The 20,957-nt window shown below is 67.9% G+C and carries 13 protein-coding genes; 12 read left to right on the top strand and 1 reads right to left on the bottom strand.

All coding sequences use genetic code 11. The annotated features are described in order from the left end of the window. Positions 1–55: 55 nt before the first annotated feature. The 11 genes from glf to A5756_RS14635 all read left to right on the top strand — a co-directional run bounded on the left by glf (position 56) and on the right by A5756_RS14635 (position 19,341). Entirely contained in the window at positions 56–1,300 is a 1,245-nt protein-coding gene (glf, locus tag A5756_RS14685; RefSeq protein WP_066953460.1) for a UDP-galactopyranose mutase, read from the top strand. Beyond that, on the top strand, positions 1,300–3,189 hold the full coding sequence (locus A5756_RS14680) for a glycosyltransferase (RefSeq protein ID WP_066953457.1): 1,890 nt from the start codon (positions 1,300–1,302) through the stop codon (positions 3,187–3,189). Before glf ends, A5756_RS14680 begins: the two co-directional genes overlap by 1 nt. Continuing rightward, a complete protein-coding gene (locus A5756_RS14675) occupies positions 3,182–3,721 on the top strand; it encodes a phosphatase PAP2 family protein (protein ID WP_066953455.1) in 540 nt (179 codons plus the stop codon). The genes A5756_RS14680 and A5756_RS14675 overlap by 8 nt, the downstream gene beginning before the upstream one ends. After that, complete coding sequence (locus tag A5756_RS14670; protein ID WP_066953453.1) at positions 3,714–4,631, top strand: decaprenyl-phosphate phosphoribosyltransferase; 918 nt, start codon at positions 3,714–3,716, stop codon at positions 4,629–4,631. The genes A5756_RS14675 and A5756_RS14670 overlap by 8 nt, the downstream gene beginning before the upstream one ends. Further along, a complete protein-coding gene (gene aftB, locus A5756_RS14665) occupies positions 4,618–6,588 on the top strand; it encodes a terminal beta-(1->2)-arabinofuranosyltransferase (protein WP_304441118.1) in 1,971 nt (656 codons plus the stop codon). Before A5756_RS14670 ends, aftB begins: the two co-directional genes overlap by 14 nt. Positions 6,589–6,916: 328 nt before the next feature. Continuing rightward, positions 6,917–7,966, top strand: a complete 1,050-nt coding sequence (locus tag A5756_RS14660) for an esterase family protein (RefSeq protein WP_066953449.1) — start codon at positions 6,917–6,919, stop codon at positions 7,964–7,966. A 158-nt stretch (positions 7,967–8,124) separates the two neighbouring features. Beyond that, the gene (locus A5756_RS14655) at positions 8,125–9,027 is read left to right on the top strand and encodes an esterase family protein (protein WP_066953609.1); all 903 of its coding nucleotides are present in this window, start codon (positions 8,125–8,127) and stop codon (positions 9,025–9,027) included. 119 nt (positions 9,028–9,146) lie between these two features. Beyond that, positions 9,147–10,157, top strand: a complete 1,011-nt coding sequence (locus tag A5756_RS14650) for a cutinase family protein (protein WP_066953447.1) — start codon at positions 9,147–9,149, stop codon at positions 10,155–10,157. Between the two features lie 288 nt (positions 10,158–10,445). Beyond that, positions 10,446–12,344 (top strand): long-chain-fatty-acid--AMP ligase FadD32, encoded by a 1,899-nt coding sequence (fadD32, locus tag A5756_RS14645; RefSeq protein ID WP_066953445.1) that lies wholly within the window; start codon positions 10,446–10,448, stop codon positions 12,342–12,344. A gap of 146 nt (positions 12,345–12,490) precedes the next feature. After that, positions 12,491–17,770 carry a polyketide synthase Pks13 gene (gene pks13 / locus A5756_RS14640; RefSeq protein ID WP_066953443.1) on the top strand — a complete coding sequence of 1,760 codons (5,280 nt, stop codon included), beginning with the start codon at positions 12,491–12,493 and terminating at the stop codon, positions 17,768–17,770. Then, on the top strand, positions 17,770–19,341 hold the full coding sequence (locus tag A5756_RS14635; RefSeq protein ID WP_066953441.1) for an acyl-CoA carboxylase subunit beta: 1,572 nt from the start codon (positions 17,770–17,772) through the stop codon (positions 19,339–19,341). Before pks13 ends, A5756_RS14635 begins: the two co-directional genes overlap by 1 nt. A 7-nt stretch (positions 19,342–19,348) precedes the next feature. Here the strand turns inward: A5756_RS14635 and A5756_RS14630 are convergent, their stop codons facing one another. Continuing rightward, positions 19,349–19,894, bottom strand: a complete 546-nt coding sequence (locus A5756_RS14630) for a DUF4383 domain-containing protein (RefSeq protein WP_066953439.1) — start codon at positions 19,892–19,894, stop codon at positions 19,349–19,351. 385 nt (positions 19,895–20,279) lie between these two features. On the opposite strand from A5756_RS14630, the gene A5756_RS14625 reads away from it, so the two are divergent. Next, a complete protein-coding gene (locus tag A5756_RS14625) occupies positions 20,280–20,951 on the top strand; it encodes a DUF6629 family protein (protein WP_082948311.1) in 672 nt (223 codons plus the stop codon). Positions 20,952–20,957 lie beyond the last annotated feature (6 nt).

Here is a 20,957-nt window from a genome sequence, read left to right as displayed (position 1 = left end):
TCCCTGGCCTCGCCAGATGGGTTAGACCCACGCGGTCGGATACCCTAAGCAACCGATGACCGCTCGTTTCGATCTCCTCGTCGTCGGCTCTGGATTCTTCGGCCTGACCATTGCCGAGCGCGCAGCCACCCAACTCGGGAAGCGCGTGCTCGTCGTGGAACGCCGCCCGCACATCGGTGGCAACGCCTATTCCGAGGCCGAGCCGCAGACGGGCATCGAGGTCCACAAGTACGGCGCCCACCTGTTCCACACCTCTAATAAGAGGGTCTGGGACTACGTCCGGCAGTTCACCGACTTCACCGATTACCGGCACCGGGTGTTCGCCATGCACAACGGGCAGGCCTACCAGTTCCCGATGGGGCTGGGCCTGGTGTCGCAGTTCTTCGGCAGATACTTCACCCCGGACGAGGCGCGCCGGCTGATCGCCGAGCAGGCCGCCGAGATCAAAACCGAGGACGCGCAGAACCTAGAGGAGAAGGCGATCTCGCTGATCGGCCGGCCGCTGTACGAGGCGTTCGTCAAGGGCTACACGGCCAAGCAGTGGCAGACCGATCCCAAGGAGCTCCCGGCCGCCAACATCACCCGGCTGCCGGTGCGCTACACCTTCGACAACCGGTACTTCAGCGACACCTACGAGGGCCTACCGGTCGACGGCTACACGGCCTGGCTGCAGAACATGGCCGCCGACGACCGCATCGAGGTGCGGCTGGACACCGACTGGTTCGAGGTTCGCGACCAGCTGCGCGCGGAAAGCCCGGACGCGCCCGTCGTGTACACCGGCCCGCTGGACCGCTACTTCAACTACTCCGAGGGCCGGCTCGGTTGGCGCACACTGGACTTCGAGGTGGAAGTGTTGCCGATCGGGGATTTCCAGGGAACGCCGGTGATGAACTACAACGATCCCGACGTGCCGTTCACCCGCATCCACGAGTTCCGGCACTTTCACACCGAGCGCGACTACCCCACCGACAAGACGGTGATCATGCGGGAGTTCTCGCGATTCGCCGAAGACGACGACGAGCCCTACTACCCGATCAACACCGAGGCCGACCGCACCCTGCTGGCCGCGTACCGAGCGCGGGCGAAGGCCGAAACCGCCTCCGCCAAGGTGCTTTTCGGTGGCCGGTTGGGCACCTATCAATATCTGGACATGCACATGGCGGTTGCCAGTGCACTGAACATGTACGACAACACCGTCGCACCGCACCTGCGCGACGGCGCACCTCTGGTGGAAGAAGGCGCGGGGGCAAGCGCGCCGGCGACGACGCAGATCGAAGCGAGGGGGAGGAGCGGCGCCTGATGACTGCTGTAAGCCTGCTTTCCAGAATCATCCTGCCGCGTCCGGGTGAGCCCCTGGACGTGCGCAAGCTGTACCTGGAGGAATCGACCACCAATGCGCGGCGCGCGCACGCGACCAGCCGCACTTCGCTGGAGATCGGCAAAGAGTCCGAGGTGTCGTTCGCCACCTACTTCAATGCGTTCCCCGCGAGCTACTGGCGCCGCTGGTCGATCTGTACCTCGGTGGTGCTGCGGGTCGAGTTGACCGGAACCGGCCGCGTCGACGTGTACCGGACGAAGGCCACCGGAGTGCGGATCTCTGTGGACGGCCGCCAATTCGTCGGCACCGACGACCAGCCGGCCATCGTCGAGATCGAGGTGCCGCTCAGGCCGTTCGAGGACGGCGGCTGGGTCTGGTTCGACATCACCACCGACACCGTGGTCAACCTGGTGAGCGGTGGCTGGTATGCGACCGAGCCCGCCCCGGGCGCGGCCAACATCGCCGTCGGCATCCCCACGTTCAATCGGCCCGCCGACTGCGTCAACGCGCTGGCCGACCTGACCGCGGATCCGTTGGTGGACGAGGTGATTGGGGCGGTGATCGTCCCCGACCAGGGCGTGCGCAAGGTGCGTGATCACCCGGACTTCCCGGCCGCCGCCGCCGGCCTGGGCAACCGGCTGTCCATCCACGACCAGCCCAATCTCGGTGGTTCCGGCGGCTACAGCCGGGTGATGTACGAGGCGCTGAAAAACACCGACTGCCAACAGATTCTGTTCATGGACGACGACATCCGCATCGAGCCGGACACAATCCTGCGGGTGCTCGCGTTGCACCGCTTCGCCAAGACGCCGATGCTCATCGGCGGCCAGATGCTCAACCTGCAGGAGCCGTCGCACCTGCACATCATGGGCGAGGTCGTCAACCAGTCGAACTTCATGTGGACCGCCGCACCGCACGCGGAGTACGACCATGACTTCGCCCAATTCCCGTTGAACGACAAGAACGCTCGGAGCGCGCTGCTGCACCGGCGCATCGACGTCGACTTCAACGGCTGGTGGACGTGCATGATCCCGCGTCAGGTCGCCGAGGAGCTGGGCCAGCCGCTGCCGCTGTTCATCAAGTGGGACGACGCCGAATACGGCCTGCGCGCCGGGGAGCACGGGTATCCGACGGTGACGCTGCCGGGTGCGGCGATCTGGCACATGGCCTGGAGCGACAAGGACGACGCCATCGACTGGCAGGCCTACTTCCATTTGCGCAACCGGCTGGTGGTCGCCGCGATGCACTGGGACGGCGATGTCACCGGGCTGGTTCGCAGTCACCTGAAGGCGACCCTGAAACACCTTGCCTGCCTTGAGTATTCGACGGTGGCTATCCAGAACCGGGCCATCGACGACTTTCTGGCCGGGCCCGAGCACATTTTCTCGATCCTGGAATCCGCTCTGCCCGAGGTGCATCGGCTGCGCAAGGAATACCCCGACGCGGTGGTGCTGCCGGCGGCGAGCGAACTGCCCCCGCCGGCGAACAAGACGAGGGCGATGAAGCCGCCGGTCAACCCGCTGTCGATCGGTTATCGGCTGGCCCGCGGCATCGCGCACAACGCAACCAAGGCCGACCCCGAAGCCCACCGGCGCCCGGAGTTCAACGTGCCCACCCAGGACGCGCGCTGGTTCCGGTTGTGCACCGTCGACGGCGTCACCGTGACGACCGCCGACGGGTGCGGGGTGGTCTACCGGCAGCGCGACCGCCGCAAGATGTTCCAGCTGCTGTTCGCCTCGCTGCGGCGGCAGCGCCGGCTGGCGAGCCGGTTCGATGAGATGCGCAAAACGTACCGGGATGCGTTGCCCGTGCTGTCCAGCAAGCAGAAGTGGGAGACGGCGCTGCTACCTGCCGAGCGAGAGCATGCCTGAATCGCCACCCCCTACGGGTGAGGTGGCCGCGCTGGTGGCTGTGCAGTCGGCCTTGGCCGACCGGCCCGGCGTGCTGACGGCCGCGCGCGGTCTGTCGCATTTCGGCGAGCACAGCATCGGCTGGCTGGCCATGGCGGCGGTGGGTGCGCTGCTGATGCCGAAGCGGAGCGTGGAGTGGCTGCTGGCCGGGGCCGGCGCATTCGCCGCGCACGCCGCCGCCGTGTTGGTCAAGCGGGTGGTGCGGCGTAAGCGGCCCAACGATCCGGCCGTCGTGGTGAACGTCGGCACGCCCAGCCAGCTGAGTTTCCCGTCAGCGCATGCCACCTCGACGACGGCCGCGGCCATCCTGATGGGCCGGATCACCGGTCTGCCGCTGCCCGCCGTCTTGGTTCCCCCGATGGCGTTGTCGCGGATGCTGCTGGGGGTGCACTATCCCAGCGACGTGGCGTGCGGCATCGCCCTGGGAGCCATCGTCGCCCGAATCACCGTCCGGCTCGAGGGCCGGGCGCGGAAGGTCTGGCCGAATGAGTGAGGACGTGGTGACCGGGCCCCCGGGCAACGTGGTGATCGGGGTGGTCAAGGCGATTCGCCCGCGCCAGTGGGTGAAGAACGTCCTGGTGCTGGCCGCGCCGCTGGCCGCATTGGGCGGTCCGGTCCGCTACCACTTGCACGACGTGCTGGACAAGGCCTACCCGGCCCTGGGCGCGTTCGCGGCGTTCTGCCTGGCCGCGTCGTCGATCTACCTGATCAACGACGCGCGCGACGTCGAGGCCGACCGCGAGCACCCCACCAAGAGGTTCCGCCCGATCGCCGCGGGCGTCGTGCCGGAGTGGCTGGCCTACGCCCTGGCGGTGGTGCTGGGAATCGCCGCACTGGTTATCGGCTGGTGGATCACACCCAATCTGGCGCTGGTGCTGGCCGTCTACCTCGCAATGCAACTGGGCTACTGCTATGGCCTGAAACATCAAGCGGTGATGGACATCTGCATCGTGTCGTCGGCCTATCTGCTGCGGGCCATCGCCGGGGGTGCGGCCACCGACATCCGTCTGACCCAGTGGTTCTTGCTGGTGATGGCGTTCGGGTCGCTGTTCATGGTGGCCGGCAAGCGGTACGCCGAGCTACAACTGGCCGAGCGCACCGGGGCCAAGATCCGCAAGGCGCTGGAGAACTACACCAGCACCTATCTGCGGTTCGTCTGGACGTTGTCGGCCACGGCGCTGGTGGTCTGCTACGGGCTGTGGGCGTTCGACCGGGAGCACGGCGCGGCGGGCTGGTTCGTGGTGTCCATGGTCCCGTTCACCATCGCCATCCTGCGGTACGCGGTGGACGTGGACGGCGGGCTGGCGGGCGAGCCCGAGGACATCGCGCTGCGGGACCGGGTGCTGCAGCTGCTGGCGGTGACGTGGATCGCGACAGTTGGAGCCGCCGTTGCCTTCGGCTAGCTCCGAACTGCAGGCCCTCAAGGCGCGCATGATGCGCGGCCGGCCGGTCATCAGACGGTTGGGCTGGCCGGTATTCCCCTACACCGCCATGGTCAGGGTCAGCCTGTGGATCAGCGTGGTGGTGGTCGCCGTCCTGTTCGCCTGGGGTGCCTGGCAGCGGCGCTGGATCGCCGACGACGGGCTGATCGTGCTGCGCACGGTCCGCAACCTGCTGGCCGGCAACGGCCCGGTCTTCAATCAGGGCGAGCGCGTGGAGGCCAACACCTCCACGGCCTGGACCTACCTGATGTACGTCGGCAGCTGGGTGGGCGGGCCGATGCGCATGGAATACGTGGCGCTGGCGCTGGCCCTGACGCTCTCGGTGCTGGGCGTGGTGCTCCTGATGCTGGGGGCCGCCCGGTTGTATGCGCCCAGCCTGCGGGGCCGCAGGGCGGTCATGCTGCCCGCCGGGGCGTTGGTCTACGTCGCGCTGCCGCCCGCGCGTGACTTCGCCACCTCGGGGCTGGAGAGCGGGCTGACGCTGGCCTACCTCGGTCTGCTCTGGTGGATGATGGTGTGCTGGGCCCAGCCGGTGCGCAACCGCCCGGATCGCAGGCTCTTCATCGGGGTGTTGGCGTTCGTGGCCGGTTTCAGCGTCTTGGTTCGGCCCGACCTGGCGCTGATGGGCGGGCTGGCGCTGATCATGATGCTGATCGCGGCGCGGACGTGGCGGCGCCGGGTGCTGGTCGTGGTCGCCGGTGGCCTGCTGCCGGTGGGCTACGAGATCTTCCGGATGGGCTACTACGGCCTGCTGGTGCCCGGCACCGCCCTGGCCAAGGATGCGGCCGGCGACAAGTGGTCCCAGGGCATGATCTACCTCTCGAATTTCGACGCGCCCTACGTGGTCTGGGTGCCGGTGGTGCTCCTCGTGCCGCTGGGGGTGCTGCTGCTCGCGGCCCGCCGACGGCCGTCGTTCCTGCGCCCCGCGCTCTCGCCCGACTACGGTCGGCTGGCCCGGGCGGTCCAAAGCCCCCCGGCCGTCGTGGCCTTCGTTCTGGTGAGCGGCCTGCTGCAGGCGCTCTACTGGATCCGGCAGGGCGGCGACTTCATGCATGGGCGGGTGCTGCTGGCGCCGCTGTTCTGCCTGCTGGCCCCGGTGGCCGTGATCCCGGTGGCGATACCGGACGGCCAGGACTACTCGCGGGAGACGGGCTATTGGGTGGCCGGTGCGGCGGGCGCGCTCTGGCTGGGTGTGGCGGGTTGGTCACTGTGGGCGGCCAATTCGCCGGGGATGGGTGACGACGCCACCCACGTGACCTACTCCGGCATCGTCGACGAGCGGCGCTTCTACGCGCAGGCCACCGGGCACGCGCATCCACTGACCGCCGCCGACTACCTGGGTTATCCGCGGATGGCGGCCATCCTGACGGCCCTCGAGAACACCCCCGACGGCGCGTTACTGCTGCCGTCGGGCAATTACATCCAGTGGGACCTGGTGCCGCAGGCGCAGCCTGGCCCCGGCAAGCCCCCCGAAAAGCCGCAGCACACAGTGTTTTTCACCAACCTCGGCATGGTGGGAATGAACGTCGGGCTGGACGTCAGGGTGATCGACCAGATCGGATTGGCCAATCCGCTTGCGCAACACACGGAACGGTTGAAGCACGGCCGCATCGGCCACGACAAGAACCTCTTCCCGGATTGGGTGATCGCCGACGGACCATGGGTGAAGGTGTATCCCGGTATCCCGGGTTATCTGGACATGCAATGGGTCGCGGAGGCGGTAACCGCCTTGCAATGCCCCGAGACCAAGGCGGTGCTGAGTTCGGTGCGCGCACCGATGACCCCGCACCGATTCCTCTCCAACCTGGTGCATTCCTATGAATTCACCAAGTACCGGATCGACCGGGTTCCGCGCTACGAGCTCGCCAGATGCGGACTGCCGGTGCCCGAAGAGGTCCCGCCGCCGTCTCGCGAGTAAGCCGCGCGCAGAAGAATTTTCGGCCAATCTCAAAACGATCACGATCCACGCCCGCGAAAGATTGCCAGCAACTTCACATTTGGGCCTTCACCAGCTGGCACAAGTGCCCAAGCACATGCGAAAACGCCGCCAACGGCGCCGGCGTTTGGCCTGGAAAACATCGGGTAACGATCGCCGACTGACGCTTTGCGGTGCGGTCTCGATGCGACTCGACGGCTACAGGTGTGGTTGACTACACGAGCACTGCTGCGCCTGATCGCATGCAGTACGACCCAAATCAAGGACGCGTCCGGATGCTGGGCGCGCCGAGAAGGATGAGGAAGCAAGGATGACGCTTGTCGACAGGTTTCGCGGCGCCGTGGCAGGTATGCCGCGCCGGCTCGTGGTGGCGGCCGCTGGTGCGGCCCTGCTCTCGGGCCTGATTGGCGCCGTGGGGGGCTCGGCGACCGCCGGCGCGTTCTCGCGCCCCGGTCTGCCGGTGGAGTACCTGCAGGTTCCTTCCGCAGGGATGGGCCGCGATATCAAGGTTCAGTTCCAAAGCGGTGGGGCCAACGCGCCCGCGCTCTACCTGCTCGACGGTATGCGCGCCCAGGACGACTTCAACGGCTGGGACATCAACACCCCGGCGTTCGAGTGGTACAACCAGTCGGGCATCGCCGTGGTCATGCCGGTCGGCGGCCAGTCCAGCTTCTACTCCGACTGGTACAAGCCCGCCTGCGGTAAGGCCGGCTGCACCACCTACAAGTGGGAGACCTTCCTGACCAGCGAGCTGCCCGCGTACCTCGCGGCGCAAAAGCAGGTCAAGTCGACCAACAACGCCGCCGTGGGTCTGTCGATGGCCGGTTCGTCGGCCCTGATCCTCGCCGCATACCACCCGAACCAGTTCGTTTACGCCGGCTCGCTGTCGGCCCTGCTGGACCCGTCGCAGGGCATGGGTCCGTCGCTGATCGGCCTCGCCATGGGTGACGCCGGTGGCTACAAGAAGGACGACATGTGGGGGCCGTCGAGCGACCCGGCGTGGGCGCGCAACGACCCGTCGCTGCAGGTCAGCAAGCTGGTCGCGAACAACACCCGCATCTGGGTGTACTGCGGTAACGGCAAGCCGTCCGACCTCGGTGGCGACAACCTGCCCGCGAAGTTCCTGGAGGGCTTCGTGCGTACCAGCAACCTGAAGTTCCAGGACGCGTACAAGGCCGCCGGCGGCAACAACGCGGTGTGGAACTTCGACGCCAACGGCACGCACGACTGGCCGTACTGGGGCGCGCAGCTGCAGGCGATGAAGCCTGACCTGCAGGCGACCCTGGGTGCAACCCCGGGCGCCGGTCCGGCCACGGCCGCGACTCCTGCCGGGAACGGTCAGACCGGCCAGGGCACCTAAGTCCAAGAACGACGCGACTGGCGGCGGAAACCCCCAGGGGTTTCCGCCGCTGGTTGTTTTGGTGTGTGATTTGTTTCACTACCCCGCGGGCGGGGGAACTACGGCGCTGGCTAATGTGCTCCACAGCGACTAGACGATGGAGGGTGGACATGAGGGTCGTGCGGGGTATGCCAGCGCTTCTTCGGATGATCTCGGTGGCCGCGCTGGCGGTCGGCTTGATCGGCGTGACGGTGACGGGCGGGCCCGCCGGCCGGGCTCGGGCGGCCGGTTACGAGAGCCTGATGGTGCCGTCGGCGGCGATGGGCCGCGACATCCCGGTCGCCTTCCTGGCCGGCGGTCCGCACGCGGTCTATCTGCTGGACGCCTTCAATGCGGCGCCGGACGTCAGCAATTGGGTCACCGCGGGCAACGCGATGAACACGCTGGGCGGTAAGGGCATCTCGGTGGTGGCGCCCGCCGGCGGTGCGTGGAGCATGTACACCAACTGGGAGCAGGACGGCAGCAAGCAGTGGGACACCTTCCTGTCCAGCGAGCTGCCCAACTGGCTGTCCGCCAACAAGGGCCTGGCGCCCGGTGGCCACGCCGCCGTCGGCGCCTCGCAGGGCGGCTACGGCGCGATGGCGCTGGCCGCGTTCCACCCCGACCGCTTCGGCTTCGCCGGTTCGCTGTCCGGATTCCTGTACCCATCGAGCACCAACTACAACGGGGCGATCCTGGCCGGCCTGCAACAATTCGGCGGTGTGGACGGCAACGGGATGTGGGGCGCCCCGCAGCTCGGTCGGTGGAAGTGGCACGACCCCTACGTGCACGCGTCGTTGCTGGCGCAGAACAACACTCGCGTCTGGGTCTACAGCCCGACGAATATGGGCGGCGACGACGCCGCCATGATTGGCCAGGCGGGCGCGGCGATGGGCAGCTCGCGGGAGTTCTATCAGCAGTACCGCAGCAACGGCGGGCACAACGGTCACTTCGACTTCCCGGGCGGCGGCGACAACGGCTGGGGCTCGTGGTCGGGGCAACTGGGGGCCATGTCGGGCGACATCGTCGGCGCCATTCGGTAGCGGGGCGCTGCGGGTCGCTGCCCGGCGGATCCAGTCGGGGGAGCCGGTACCGTGTAGTGGTGTGCGGCAGGGGTCGGGAGGACCGCGTCGCGATCCACCCACTCTGCTAGCAGGAGAACATGGCTACCAACGCCCGGCGTAAGCGCCACCGAGTCCTCGCCTGGGCCGCCGCGTGTGCGATGGCGGTCGTGGTGTTGTTGGTGATCGTGGCCGTGGTGGTCTTGCTGCGCAACCGCGAGTCGCCGCCCAGCGCGGTGCCGCCCGGCGTCCTGCCTTCGCCGTCGACGACCACCCACCCGCACAAGCCCCGCCCCGCTTCGCAGGACGCGTCGTGCCCCGACGTCCAGCTGGTCAACATCCCCGGCACCTGGGAGTCCGCCCCGCAGGACGATCCGATCAACCCGATGCAATTCCCCAACGCGTTGCTGCACAAGGTGACCACGGCGGTCAGCCAGCAGTTCCCCGCGTCCCGGGTGCAGGAGTACACCACCCCCTACACCGCGCAGTTCCATAACCCCCTCGGCGGTGACACGCAGATGTCGTACAACGAAAGCCGCGCCGAGGGCACCCGCGCGACGGTCCAGGCAATGACGGACATGAACGCCAAGTGCCCGCTCACCAGTTACGTGCTGACGGGTTTCTCCCAGGGCGCGGTGATCGCCGGTGACATCGCCAGCGACATCGGCAACGGTCGGGGACCCGTCGACGACGACCTGGTGCTCGGTGTGACGTTGATCGCCGACGGTCGCCGTCAGCCCGGGGTGGGCAACGACATCGGGCCCAATCCGCCGGGGCAGGGCGCCGAGGTCACGCTGCACGAGGTGCCGGTGCTGTCCGGGCTGGGGTTGACCATGACCGGAGCCCGGCCCGGTGGTTTCGGCGCGCTCAACGACAAGACCAACGAGATCTGCGCGCCCGGCGACCTCATCTGCGCCGCGCCGCAAGAGGCGTTCAGCGTGGCCAACCTGCCCAACACGCTCAACACCCTGGCGGGGAATGGCGGGCAGCCCATCCACGCCTTGTACGCGACGACGCAGTTCTGGAACGCCGACGGGCAGGCTGCGACGGATTGGACCTTGAATTGGGTTCAAGGACTGATCAACAATGCGCCGCACCCCAAACATGGATGACCGGCCGCGGGACACAGCAGCCAGGAGCCCGTTGCGGGTGCAGATCAGCGGTACCTTGTGATTTGGTGTGCTGCGGGCAGCCCCTTAACATTAAGAGGAATTTAAGAGCTATAAGACTTTGTTGCGGACCCGGTCCTGGTAGACGCCGGCCTGTGATCAGCAGGAGGCTGGCGCCCGAGGCGCCTCGCGAGGGCTGGCCCGCGTAGAGATGGAAACCGTCGGCGTGGCCGACCAGAGGACAACAACGTCGGCGTCGCCGACCTAAAACAGGTGTGACAGGAGCGCGGCATGGTTTACCACAACCCGTTCATCGTGAATGGAAAGATCAGGTTCCCGGACAACACCAACCTGGTCAAGCACGTTGAGAAGTGGGCGAGGGTTCGTGGCGACAAGCTGGCCTACCGTTTCATCGACTATTCCACCGAGCGCGACGGGGTGTACCGCGACATCGTCTGGCGCGACTTCAGCGCCCGCAACAGGGCGGTGGGCGCCCGGCTGCAGCAGGTCACCCAGCCCGGTGACCGCATCGCCATCCTGTGCCCGCAGAACCTGGACTACCTGATCGCCTTCTTCGGCGCGCTGTACGCCGGCCGGATCGCGGTGCCGCTGTTCGACCCGGGCGAACCGGGCCACGTGGGCCGGCTGCACGCCGTGCTCGACGACTGCACGCCGTCGACCATCCTGACCACCACCGAGGCCGCCGAAGGCGTCCGCAAGTTCATCCGCGCCCGTTCGGCCAAGGAACGGCCCCGGGTGATCGCCGTCGACGCGGTGCCCACCGAGGTGGCCTCTACCTGGGTGGAGCCCGAGGCCGACGAGAACACCATCGCCTACCTGCAGTACACGTCCGGTTCCACCCGGACCCCGACCGGCGTGATGATCAGCCATCTGAACCTGCCCACCAACGTGTTGCAGGTGCTCAACGGGCTGGAAGGCAAGGAGGGTGACCGCGGCCTGTCCTGGCTGCCTTTCTTCCACGACATGGGCCTGATCACGGCACTGCTGTCCCCGGTTCTGGGCCACAACTTCACCTTCATGACGCCGGCCGCGTTCGTGCGCCGCCCCGGCCGCTGGATCCGCGAGATGGCGCGCAAGCCCGACGACGAGCCGGGCTCCGAACTGTTCACCGTCGCCCCCAACTTCGCGTTCGAGCACGCCGCGGTGCGCGGCGTGCCCAAGGAGGGCGAGCCGCCGCTGGACCTGAGCAACGTCAAGGGGATCCTCAACGGCAGTGAGCCGGTGTCCCCCGCGTCGATGCGCAAGTTCTTCGAGGCGTTCGCGCCGTACGGCCTGCGGGAGACGGCGATCAAGCCGTCCTACGGCCTGGCCGAGGCGACGTTGTTCGTGTCCACCACGCCGATGGACGAAGCGCCCACCGTCATCCATGTCGACCGCGACGAGCTCAACAGGCAACGCTTCGTCGAGGTGGCCCCCGACGCGCCGAAAGCCGTCGCGCAGGTCTCGGCGGGCGTCATCGGTGTCGACGAGTGGGCCGTCATCGTCGACCCCGATACGGCCAGCGAGCTGCCCGACGACCAGATCGGCGAGATCTGGCTGCACGGCAAGAACCTCGGCCTCGGCTACTGGGGCAGGGAGGCGGAGACCCAGGAGACTTTCCGCAATATCCTCAAGTCGCGCATCAGCAAGTCGCACGCCGAGGGAGCCGAGGACGATGGGCTGTGGGTTCGCACCGGCGACTACGGCACCTACCACAACGGACACCTCTACATAGCGGGCCGGATCAAGGACCTGGTCATCATCGACGGCCGCAACCACTACCCGCAGGACCTGGAGTACTCGGCGCAGGAAGCCAGCCGGGCCCTGCGCACCGGATATGTGGCCGCGTTCTCCGTCCCGGCCAACGAGCTGCCGCAGGTGGTGTTCGACAACCCGCACACGGGCCTGAAGCACGACCGCGATGACAGCTCCGAGCAGCTGGTGATCGTGGCCGAGCGTGCCCCCGGCACGCACAAGCTCGACTACCAGCCGATCGCGGACGAGATCCGGGCGGCCATCGCCGTCCGTCACGGGGTGACCGTCCGCGACCTGCTGCTGGTGCAGGCCGGAACGATTCCGCGCACCTCCAGCGGCAAGATCGGGCGCCGCGCGTGCCGCGCCGCCTACCTCGACGGCAGCCTGCGTAGCGGCGTCGGTTCCCCGACCGCCTTCGCCGGCGCTAACGACTGAACCCAGGAACCATGGCTGAACTAGACGACCCCCAAGACCAGCAGGAGAATCTGCCCAACACGAAGACCGACTTGGGCGCCGGCGATGATGCAGTGGGGGCACCTCCCGCTTGCGGGGGACGAAGCGATGCTGAGAAGCGGCGCACAATGACGGTCCCCGAGTTGCGCGAGTGGCTGCGCAACTGGGTGGGCCGGGCCGTCGGGAAGTCACCGGACGACATCGACGAGTCGGTACCGATGGTCGAGCTGGGCCTGTCGTCGCGCGACGCCGTGGCGATGGCCGCCGACATCGAGGACATGACCGGTGTCACGCTGTCGGTCGCGGTGGCGTTCCAGCATCCGACCATCGAGTCGCTCGCCACGCGGATCATCGAGGGCGAGCCCGAGATCGACACCTCGGGCGACGACGTTTCGGACTGGACGCGCAACGGCCCGGCCGACCGTGTCGACATCGCGATCGTGGGCTTGTCGACCCGGTTGCCCGGCGACATGAACACCCCCGACGAGACGTGGCGGGCGCTGATGGAGGGCCGCGACGCCATCACCGACTTGCCGGAGGGGCGCTGGGAAGAGTTCCTGGAGGAGCCGCGGCTGGCCGAGCGGCTGGCGAAGGCCCGCACCCGCGGCGGCTACCTGACGGACATCAAGGGTTTCGACTCCGAGTTCTTCGCGGTGGCCAAGACCGAAGCCGACAACATCGACCCGCAGCAGCGGATGGCGCTGGAGCTGACCTGGGAGGCGCTCGAGCAGGCGCACATCCCGGCGTCGAGCTTGCGCGGACAGTCCGTCGGCGTTTACGTCGGAGTCTCCAACAACGACTACAGCTTCCTGGCGGTGTCCGACCCGACCGTCGCGCACCCCTACGCCATCACCGGCACCGCGACGTCGATCATCGCCAACCGGGTCTCCTACTTCTACGACTTCCGCGGTCCGTCGGTCGCCGTCGACACCGCGTGCTCGAGCTCGCTGGTGGCCATCCACCAGGCCGTGCAGGGCCTGCGCAACGGCGAGGCCGACGTCGCGGTCGCCGGTGGCGTCAACGCGCTGATCACGCCCGTGGTGACGCTCGGTTTCGACGAGATCGGCCAAGTCTTGTCCCCCGACGGCCGGATCAAGTCGTTCTCCTCGGACGCCGACGGCTACACCCGCTCCGAGGGTGGCGGGATGCTGGTGCTCAAGCGGGTCGACGACGCCCGCCGCGACGGCGACCAGATTCTGGCCGTGATCGCGGGCAGCGCGGTCAACCACGACGGCCGGTCCAACGGCCTGATCGCGCCGAACCAGGATGCGCAGGCCGACGTGCTGCGCCGGGCTTACAAGGACGCCGGCATCGACCCGCGCACCGTCGACTACATCGAGGCGCACGGCACCGGGACCGTCCTGGGCGACCCGATCGAGGCCGAGGCCCTGGGCCGCGTCGTCGGCCGGGGACGTCCGGCCGATCGCCCGGCTCTGCTGGGTGCGGTGAAAACCAATGTGGGTCACCTGGAGTCGGCGGCCGGCGCGGCCAGCATGGCCAAGGTGGTGCTGGCCCTGCAGCACGACAAGCTGCCGCCGTCGATCAACTTCGCCGGGCCCAGCCCCTACATCGACTTCGACGCGATGCGCCTGAAGGTGATCGACCAGCCCACCGATTGGCCGCGGTACGGCGGCTACGCGCTGGCCGGGGTGTCGAGCTTCGGCTTCGGCGGTGCCAACGCGCACCTGGTGGTGCGCGAGGTGCTGCCGCGCGACGTGATCGAACGCGAACCCGAGCCCGCGCCCGAACCGCAGGCCGCGGCCGAAACCGCCGATGCCCCCACCATGGAGAGTCACGCGCTGCGCTTCGACGACTTCGGCAACATCATCCCGGACGCCGAGGCGGCCGAGGAGGACGAAGACTACGAGCTGCCCGGCGTCACCGACGAGGCGCTGCGGCTGAAAGAGATCGCACTGGAGGAGCTCGCCGCGCAGGAGGCGGAGGAGCCGACCAAACCCCTGATCCCGCTGGCCGTTTCGGCCTTCTTGACCTCGCGCAAGAAGGCGGCGGCCGCCGAGCTGGCCGACTGGATGGAAAGCCCGGAGGGTCAGGCGTCGTCGCTGGAATCGATCGGGCGGGCGCTGTCGCGGCGCAACCACGGCCGCTCCCGGGCGGTGGTGCTGGCGCACGACCACGAAGAGGCCATCAAGGGCCTGCGCGCGGTGGCCGAGGGCAAGCAGCGGCCGGGCGTGTTCAGCGTCGACGGGCCGGTGACCAACGGCCCGGTGTGGGTGCTGGCCGGGTTCGGCGCGCAGCACCGCAAGATGGGCAAGAGCCTGTACCTGCGCAACGAGGTCTTCGCCGAGTGGATCGAGAAGGTCGACGCGCTGGTCCAGGACGAGCTGGGTTACTCGGTGCTCGAGCTGATCCTCGACGACTCGCAGGATTACGGCATCGAGACCACCCAGGTCACCATCTTCGCGATCCAGATCGCGCTGGGCGAGCTGCTCAAACATCACGGCGCCAAGCCCGCCGCGGTGGTCGGTCAGTCGCTGGGTGAGGCGGCGTCGGCGTACTTCGCCGGCGGTTTGTCGCTGCGCGACGCCACCCGGACCATCTGCTCGCGCTCGCACCTGATGGGTGAGGGCGAGGCGATGCTGTTCGGCGAATACATCCGGCTGATGGCGCTGGTGGAGTACTCCGCCGACGAGATCAAGACGGTGTTCTCCGACTTCCCGGACCTGGAGGTGTGCGTCTACGCCGCCCCCACGCAGACCGTCATCGGCGGTCCGCCCGAGCAGGTGGACGCGATCATCGCCCGCGCGGAGTCCGAGGGCAAGTTCGCCCGCAAGTTCCAGACCAAGGGCGCCAGCCACACCCAGCAGATGGACCCGCTGCTCGGGGAGCTCGCCGCGGAGCTGCAAGGCATCAAGCCGACGAGCCCGACCGTCGGGATTTACTCGACCGTGCACGAGGGCACCTACATCAAGCCCGGCGGCGAGCCGATCCACGACGTCGACTACTGGAAGAAGGGGCTGCGCCACAGCGTCTACTTCACCCACGGCGTCCGTAACGCCGTCGACAGCGGGCACACCACCTTCTTGGAGCTTGCGCCCAATCCGGTCGCGCTCATGCAGGTCGGACTGACCACGGCCGCGGCCGGGCTGCACGACGCCCAGCTGATCCCGACGCTGGCCCGCAAGCAGGACGAGGTCGAGTCGATGGTCTCGACCATGGCGCAGCTCTACGTCTACGGCCACGACCTCAACATCTGGACGCTGTTCACCCGTGCCGCCGGACCGGCAGACTACGCGAACATCCCGCCGACCCGGTTCAAGCGCAAGGAGCACTGGCTGGACGTGCACTTCGCGCACGGCGGCAGCTCGGCGCTCATGCCGGGCAACCATGTCGCGCTGCCCGACGGCCGCCACGTCTGGGAGTTCCACCCCCGCGGTGCGACGGACCTCGCCGCCCTGGTGAAAACCGCTGCGGCCGAGGTGCTTCCGGACGCGCAACTCGCGGCGGCCGAACAGCGTGCGGTTCCCGGCGAGGGCGCCCGGCTGGTGACGACGCTGACCCGGCACCCCGGCGGCGCGTCGGTGCAGGTGCATGCCCGCATCGACGAGTCCTTCACGCTGGTCTACGACGCGCTGGTGGCCCGGGCCGGGGAAGCCGGCGTCGCCCTGCCGGCCGCGGTCGGTGCCGCAGCGGCGATCACCGCCCCGTCCAACGGGGCGGCGGCCGCGCCGGAGACGCCCGTCGAGGAGGCCGACGCCGAAACCCTGACGGACAGCCTGACCAACCGGTACTTCTCGGCCAGCATGGGCAAATGGTCGCCGGAGTCGGGCGAGACCGTCGCGGAGCGCCTGGGCCTGATCGTCGGCTCGGCCATGGGTTATGAACCAGAGGACCTGCCGTGGGAGGTGCCGCTGATCGAGCTCGGCCTGGACTCGCTGATGGCGGTGCGGATCAAGAACCGCGTCGAGTACGACTTCGACCTGCCGCCGATCCAATTGACGGCGGTCCGCGACGCCAACCTCTACAACATCGAGGAGCTGATCAAGTACGCGGTCGAGCACCGCGACGAGGTCGAGCAGCTGCACGAATACCAGAAGACGCAGTCACCCGAAGAGATCGCCCGGATGCAGGCGGAGATGGTGAGCGGCGCGACGCCGGCCACGGTGACGGCGCCGGCACCCGATCCGCAGGCCGAGCCGCAGACGCAAGAGGCGCCGCCGCCGGCCTCCGACGCGCCCCTCCCGCCACCGCCCACGGACCCGTCGGGACCCAAGGGAAATGGCGCCGGGCAGGCAAAGCCCAACCTCGCGGGCGCCGCACAAGCGCTCAACCAGGAGGCGGTCACCAAGGCGCTCAACTCCGACGTGCCGCCGCGCGACGCCTCCGAACGGGTCACGTTCGCGACGTGGGCGATCGTCACCGGCAAGTCCCCGGGCGGCATCTTCAACCCGCTGCCCAAGCTGGATGACGAGCAGGCCGCGAAGATGGCGCAGCGCCTCTCCGAGCGGGCCGAGGGCCCGATCACCGTCGAGGACGTGCTGACGTCGCAGAACATCGAGGCGCTGGCCGAGAAGGTGCGCAGCTACCTCGAGGCCGGCGAGCTCGACGGATTCGTGCGCACCATCCGGGCGCCGCAAGACGATTCGCAGATACCGGTTTTCGTCTTCCACCCGGCCGGCGGTTCGACGGTGGTCTACGAGCCACTGCTCAAGCGGTTGCCGCCGGACACCCCGATGTACGGGCTCGAGCGCGTCGAGGGCACCGTGCAGGAACGGGCCGCCCAATACGTGCCCAAACTGCTCGAGATCAACGGCGACAAGCCGTTCATCCTGGTGGGCTGGTCACTGGGTGGCGCCCTGGCCTATGCCTGCGCGATCGGGCTCAAGCGGATGGGCGCCAACGTCGCGTTCGTCGGCATGATCGACACGGTCCGGGCCGGCGAGGAGATCCCGCAGACCAGGGAGGAGACCCGCAAGCGGTGGGACCGGTACGCGAGGTTCGCCGAGCGCACCTTCAACGTGGAGATTCCCGCGATCCCCTACGAGCAGCTCGAGGAGCTCGACGACGAGGGCCAGGTCAAGTTCGTGTTGGAGATCGTCCAGCAGAGCGGCGTGCAGGTCCCGGGCGGGATCATCGAGCACCAGCGCACGTCATACCTGGACAACCGCGCCTTGGAAACGGTCCAGATCGAGCCGTACGACGGTCACGTCACGCTCTACATGGCGGATCGCTACCATGACGACGTCATCGAGTTCGAGCCGCGGTATGCGGTTCGTCAGCCGGACGGCGGCTGGGGTGAGTACGTGGCCGACCTCGAGGTCGTGCCGATCGGTGGGGAACACATCCAGGCCATCGACGAGCCGATCATCGCGAAGGTGGGGGCGCACATGACCGAGGCGCTGGACAACATCGAGGCGGGGCGCCGCCGGACGAGTGAGGTGGGCAAGTAGTGACCGGTGCGGAGCCTTCTCGCGCTCACACGACAGCTGAAAAGCTGGCCGAGCTGCACGTTCGCCTGGAATTGGCCAAGGAGCCGGGAGGTGAGAAGGCGGTCGCCAAGCGCGACCAGAAGGGCATTCCCAGTGCCCGCGCCCGCATCCACGCACTGGTCGATCCGGGCACCTTCCTCGAGGTCGGGGCGCTGGCCAAAACGCCGAACGACCCGAACGCGCTCTACGGTGACGGCTGCGTCACCGGGCACGCCATGATCGACGGCCGGCCGGTCGGGGTGTTCTCCCACGACCAGACGGTGTTCCAGGGCACGGTCGGCGAGATGTTCGGCCGCAAGGTCGCGCGGCTGATGGAGTGGTGCGCGATGGTTGGGTGCCCGATCATCGGCATCCAGGACTCGGGTGGTGCCCGGATTCAGGACGCGGTCACCTCGCTGGCGTGGTACGCCGAGCTGGGCCGTCGCCACGAGGCGCTGTCCGGTCTGGTCCCGCAGATCTCCCTCATCTTCGGCAAATGCGCTGGGGGAGCGGTGTATTCGCCGATCCAAGACGATCTGCTCGTGTCGGTGCGCGATCAGGGTTACTTCTTCGTCACCGGTCCCGACGTCATCAGGGAGGTCACCGGCGAGGACGTCACCCTCGACGAGCTCGGCGGCTCCGACGCGCAGGCCCGCTACGGCAACATCCACCAGGTGGTGGATTCCGAGGCCGAAGCGTTCCAGTACGTGCGTGACTTCCTGTCATTCCTGCCGTCCAATTGCTTCGACAATCCGCCGATCGTCAACCCCGGGCTGGAGCTAGAGGTCACGCCGACCGACCTGGAGCTCGACACGATCGTGCCGGACTCCGACAACGCGGCCTACGACATGCACGAAATCCTGCTGCGCATCTTCGACGACGGCGACTTCCTCGAGGTCGCCGCGCAGCACGGGCCGGCCATCATCACCGGGTACGCCCGCGTCGACGGGCGCCCGGTCGGCGTCATCGCCAACCAGCCCATGCACCTGGCCGGGTCGATCGACAACGAGGCCTCCGACAAGGCCGCGCGGTTCATCCGGTTCTGTGACGCGTTCAACGTCCCGCTGGTGTTCGTGGTGGACACCCCGGGCTTCCTGCCGGGCGCCGAGGAGGAGAAGAGGGGCATCATCAAGCGCGGCGGCCGGTTCCTCTACTCGGTGGTCGAGGCCGACGTGCCGAAGGTGACGATCACCGTGCGCAAGTCCTACGGTGGCGCCTACGCCGTGATGGGATCCCGGCAGCTGACCTCCGACTTCAACTTCGCCTGGCCCACCGCGCGTATCGCGGTGATCGGCGCGGAGGGCGCCGCGCAGCTGCTGATGAAGCGGTTCCCCGACCCGACGACGCCCGAGGCGCAGCAGATCAAGAAGGACTTCATCGAGGGCTACAACCTCAACATGGCGATCCCGTGGACCGCCGCCGAACGCGGCTTCATCGACGCGGTCATCGACCCGCACCAGACCCGGTTGTTGCTGCGCAAGTCGTTGAAGCTGTTGCGGGACAAGCAGTTGTGGTTCCGCACGGCCCGTAAGCACGGGCTGATCCCGGTCTAAGGGGCAGCTAGGCGGCCGGACCCGCCGGCGGCGTGGCCGGCTCTGTGCGCTGCCCGGTCTCAGTGCCCCGGCGCGGGACCCAATCCGGCCCCTCCAGCGCGTCGGGGATGAGCCAGTACAGGACAGCAAAATTTGCCACCGCCAGCACGCCGTGCAACACGATGTCGCGCGGTTCGAAGCCGAGCGGTCCAGGCGTGTGATGCGTCGCGAAGATCGCGCCGATGATCACCAGAGCCACGAAAACCAACGAGCTGAGCGCAGTTACGGCGACCGCCGCGCGGCGCTGGACCGCGCCGAAGACGGCCAACACCCCAAACCCGAACAGTAGTGCGCTGTGCCAGGGTGTCAACGCGAGTCCCAGCAGCGGGGCGCCGACGGGCGGGGCGTGGGGATGGACGCCGGCGGAGACGAACCCGGCTGTGCCCAGAGCAATCAGCAGCAAGCCATCGGCCAGTAGGTACCACCGGCCACTTCGGAAGTGGCTCGGGTTGCGGCTGATCAGGCGTAGCTCGGATGTCAAACGCCCCATGGGGCCTTGGGTGACAGGCGACATTGCTCAACCTTCCCGCCGCGGCGGAGGCGTGCTCGCAGTCGGCGTAACGGGCCTTCGGGTCTCGTCGACTACCACGCCCGGCGTGGTCGTCGGCACATGCAAGACGGTGTCAGACAGATGGATCATCTCCGTTCGGCAGTGGCGCTGAGATCGCCGATGGGTAGCCATCGGCGACCACATGGTGCTCGTTTTGCGTCTCCGCACCCGGTCTTACCCACTCCGTACCCGGACACGCGCTGCCCGCGAAACTCTCAGCGATGTCCCAGGTGGCAGGCAGCCGTTCGAGTGGCGTGGCGGCAGTGTGGGCAGTGACCGAGCGCGAGTTGAGTTCCACACGAGTTGCGCGCGCAAGCCCCATGGCAGCATTGGCAATGTGTGTTTCTCGATGACGGCTGACCTGGTGGCAGGGACCGCGTTGCTGCCCGTGGCCGCGGTGTCACTGCGAGAGGTGAAACACCCGCGGGAGCTGCCGTTCGCGCTGCTGCCGACTATCTTCTCCCTGCACCAGTTCATCGAAGCTGTCGTATGGGCGGCCAAGGACGGTGACCGGTCCGTCGGCGTCGCACATCTGGCGGTTCTGGCGTATGTACTGATCGCCTTCGCGTTGTTGCCGACGTACGTTCCGCTGGCGGTGCTACTTCTCGAACCGAAGGGGGCCCGGTTACGAGTGGCGCCGTTCGTGTTGCTCGGTGTCGTCGTGTCGTCGTACCTCGCCTTCGCCGTCCTGGCCAATCCGGTCAGCGTGCGCAGGCTTCCACATGCGTTGAGTTACCACACCGGCGTCGAGAACGGCGCTGTGTGGGCGGTGCTCTACATCGTGGCTGTCATCGGGGGGGCGGTGATGTCGGGCTATCGATCGATCGTCGCTTTCGGATTGCTCAACCTGGTCGGGCTGATCGTGGTCGCCGTCCTCTACACCCGGGGGTTCGCATCACTGTGGTGCGTCTACGCTGCGGCGGCGTCGGTTCTGGTTCTGCTACACATGGTGCGCCGCAGGCGCTTACCCGACCCGCATCGCTACCACGGTGTGCCGACGCGTCCGCTGATACCCCACTGAGGCCCG

It is taken from the genome of Mycobacterium sp. 852002-53434_SCH5985345, from assembly GCF_001667155.1.
In the GTDB taxonomy this organism is placed as follows: Bacteria; Actinomycetota; Actinomycetes; order Mycobacteriales; family Mycobacteriaceae; genus Mycobacterium.
Note: the sequence above shows the minus strand (reverse complement) of the source record. Positions and strands in the feature narration are given on the sequence as shown.

Coding starts and splice junctions, on each gene's coding strand:
- glf (WP_066953460.1), top strand. CDS start 56: ATGACCGCTCGTTTCGATCTCCTCGTCGTCGGCTCTGGATTCTTCGGC.
- A5756_RS14680 (WP_066953457.1), top strand. CDS start 1,300: ATGACTGCTGTAAGCCTGCTTTCCAGAATCATCCTGCCGCGTCCGGGT.
- A5756_RS14675 (WP_066953455.1), top strand. CDS start 3,182: ATGCCTGAATCGCCACCCCCTACGGGTGAGGTGGCCGCGCTGGTGGCT.
- A5756_RS14670 (WP_066953453.1), top strand. CDS start 3,714: ATGAGTGAGGACGTGGTGACCGGGCCCCCGGGCAACGTGGTGATCGGG.
- A5756_RS14660 (WP_066953449.1), top strand. CDS start 6,917: ATGACGCTTGTCGACAGGTTTCGCGGCGCCGTGGCAGGTATGCCGCGC.
- A5756_RS14650 (WP_066953447.1), top strand. CDS start 9,147: ATGGCTACCAACGCCCGGCGTAAGCGCCACCGAGTCCTCGCCTGGGCC.
- fadD32 (WP_066953445.1), top strand. CDS start 10,446: ATGGTTTACCACAACCCGTTCATCGTGAATGGAAAGATCAGGTTCCCG.
- pks13 (WP_066953443.1), top strand. CDS start 12,491: ATGACGGTCCCCGAGTTGCGCGAGTGGCTGCGCAACTGGGTGGGCCGG.
- A5756_RS14630 (WP_066953439.1), bottom strand. CDS start 19,894: ATGTCGCCTGTCACCCAAGGCCCCATGGGGCGTTTGACATCCGAGCTA.
- A5756_RS14625 (WP_082948311.1), top strand. CDS start 20,280: ATGACGGCTGACCTGGTGGCAGGGACCGCGTTGCTGCCCGTGGCCGCG.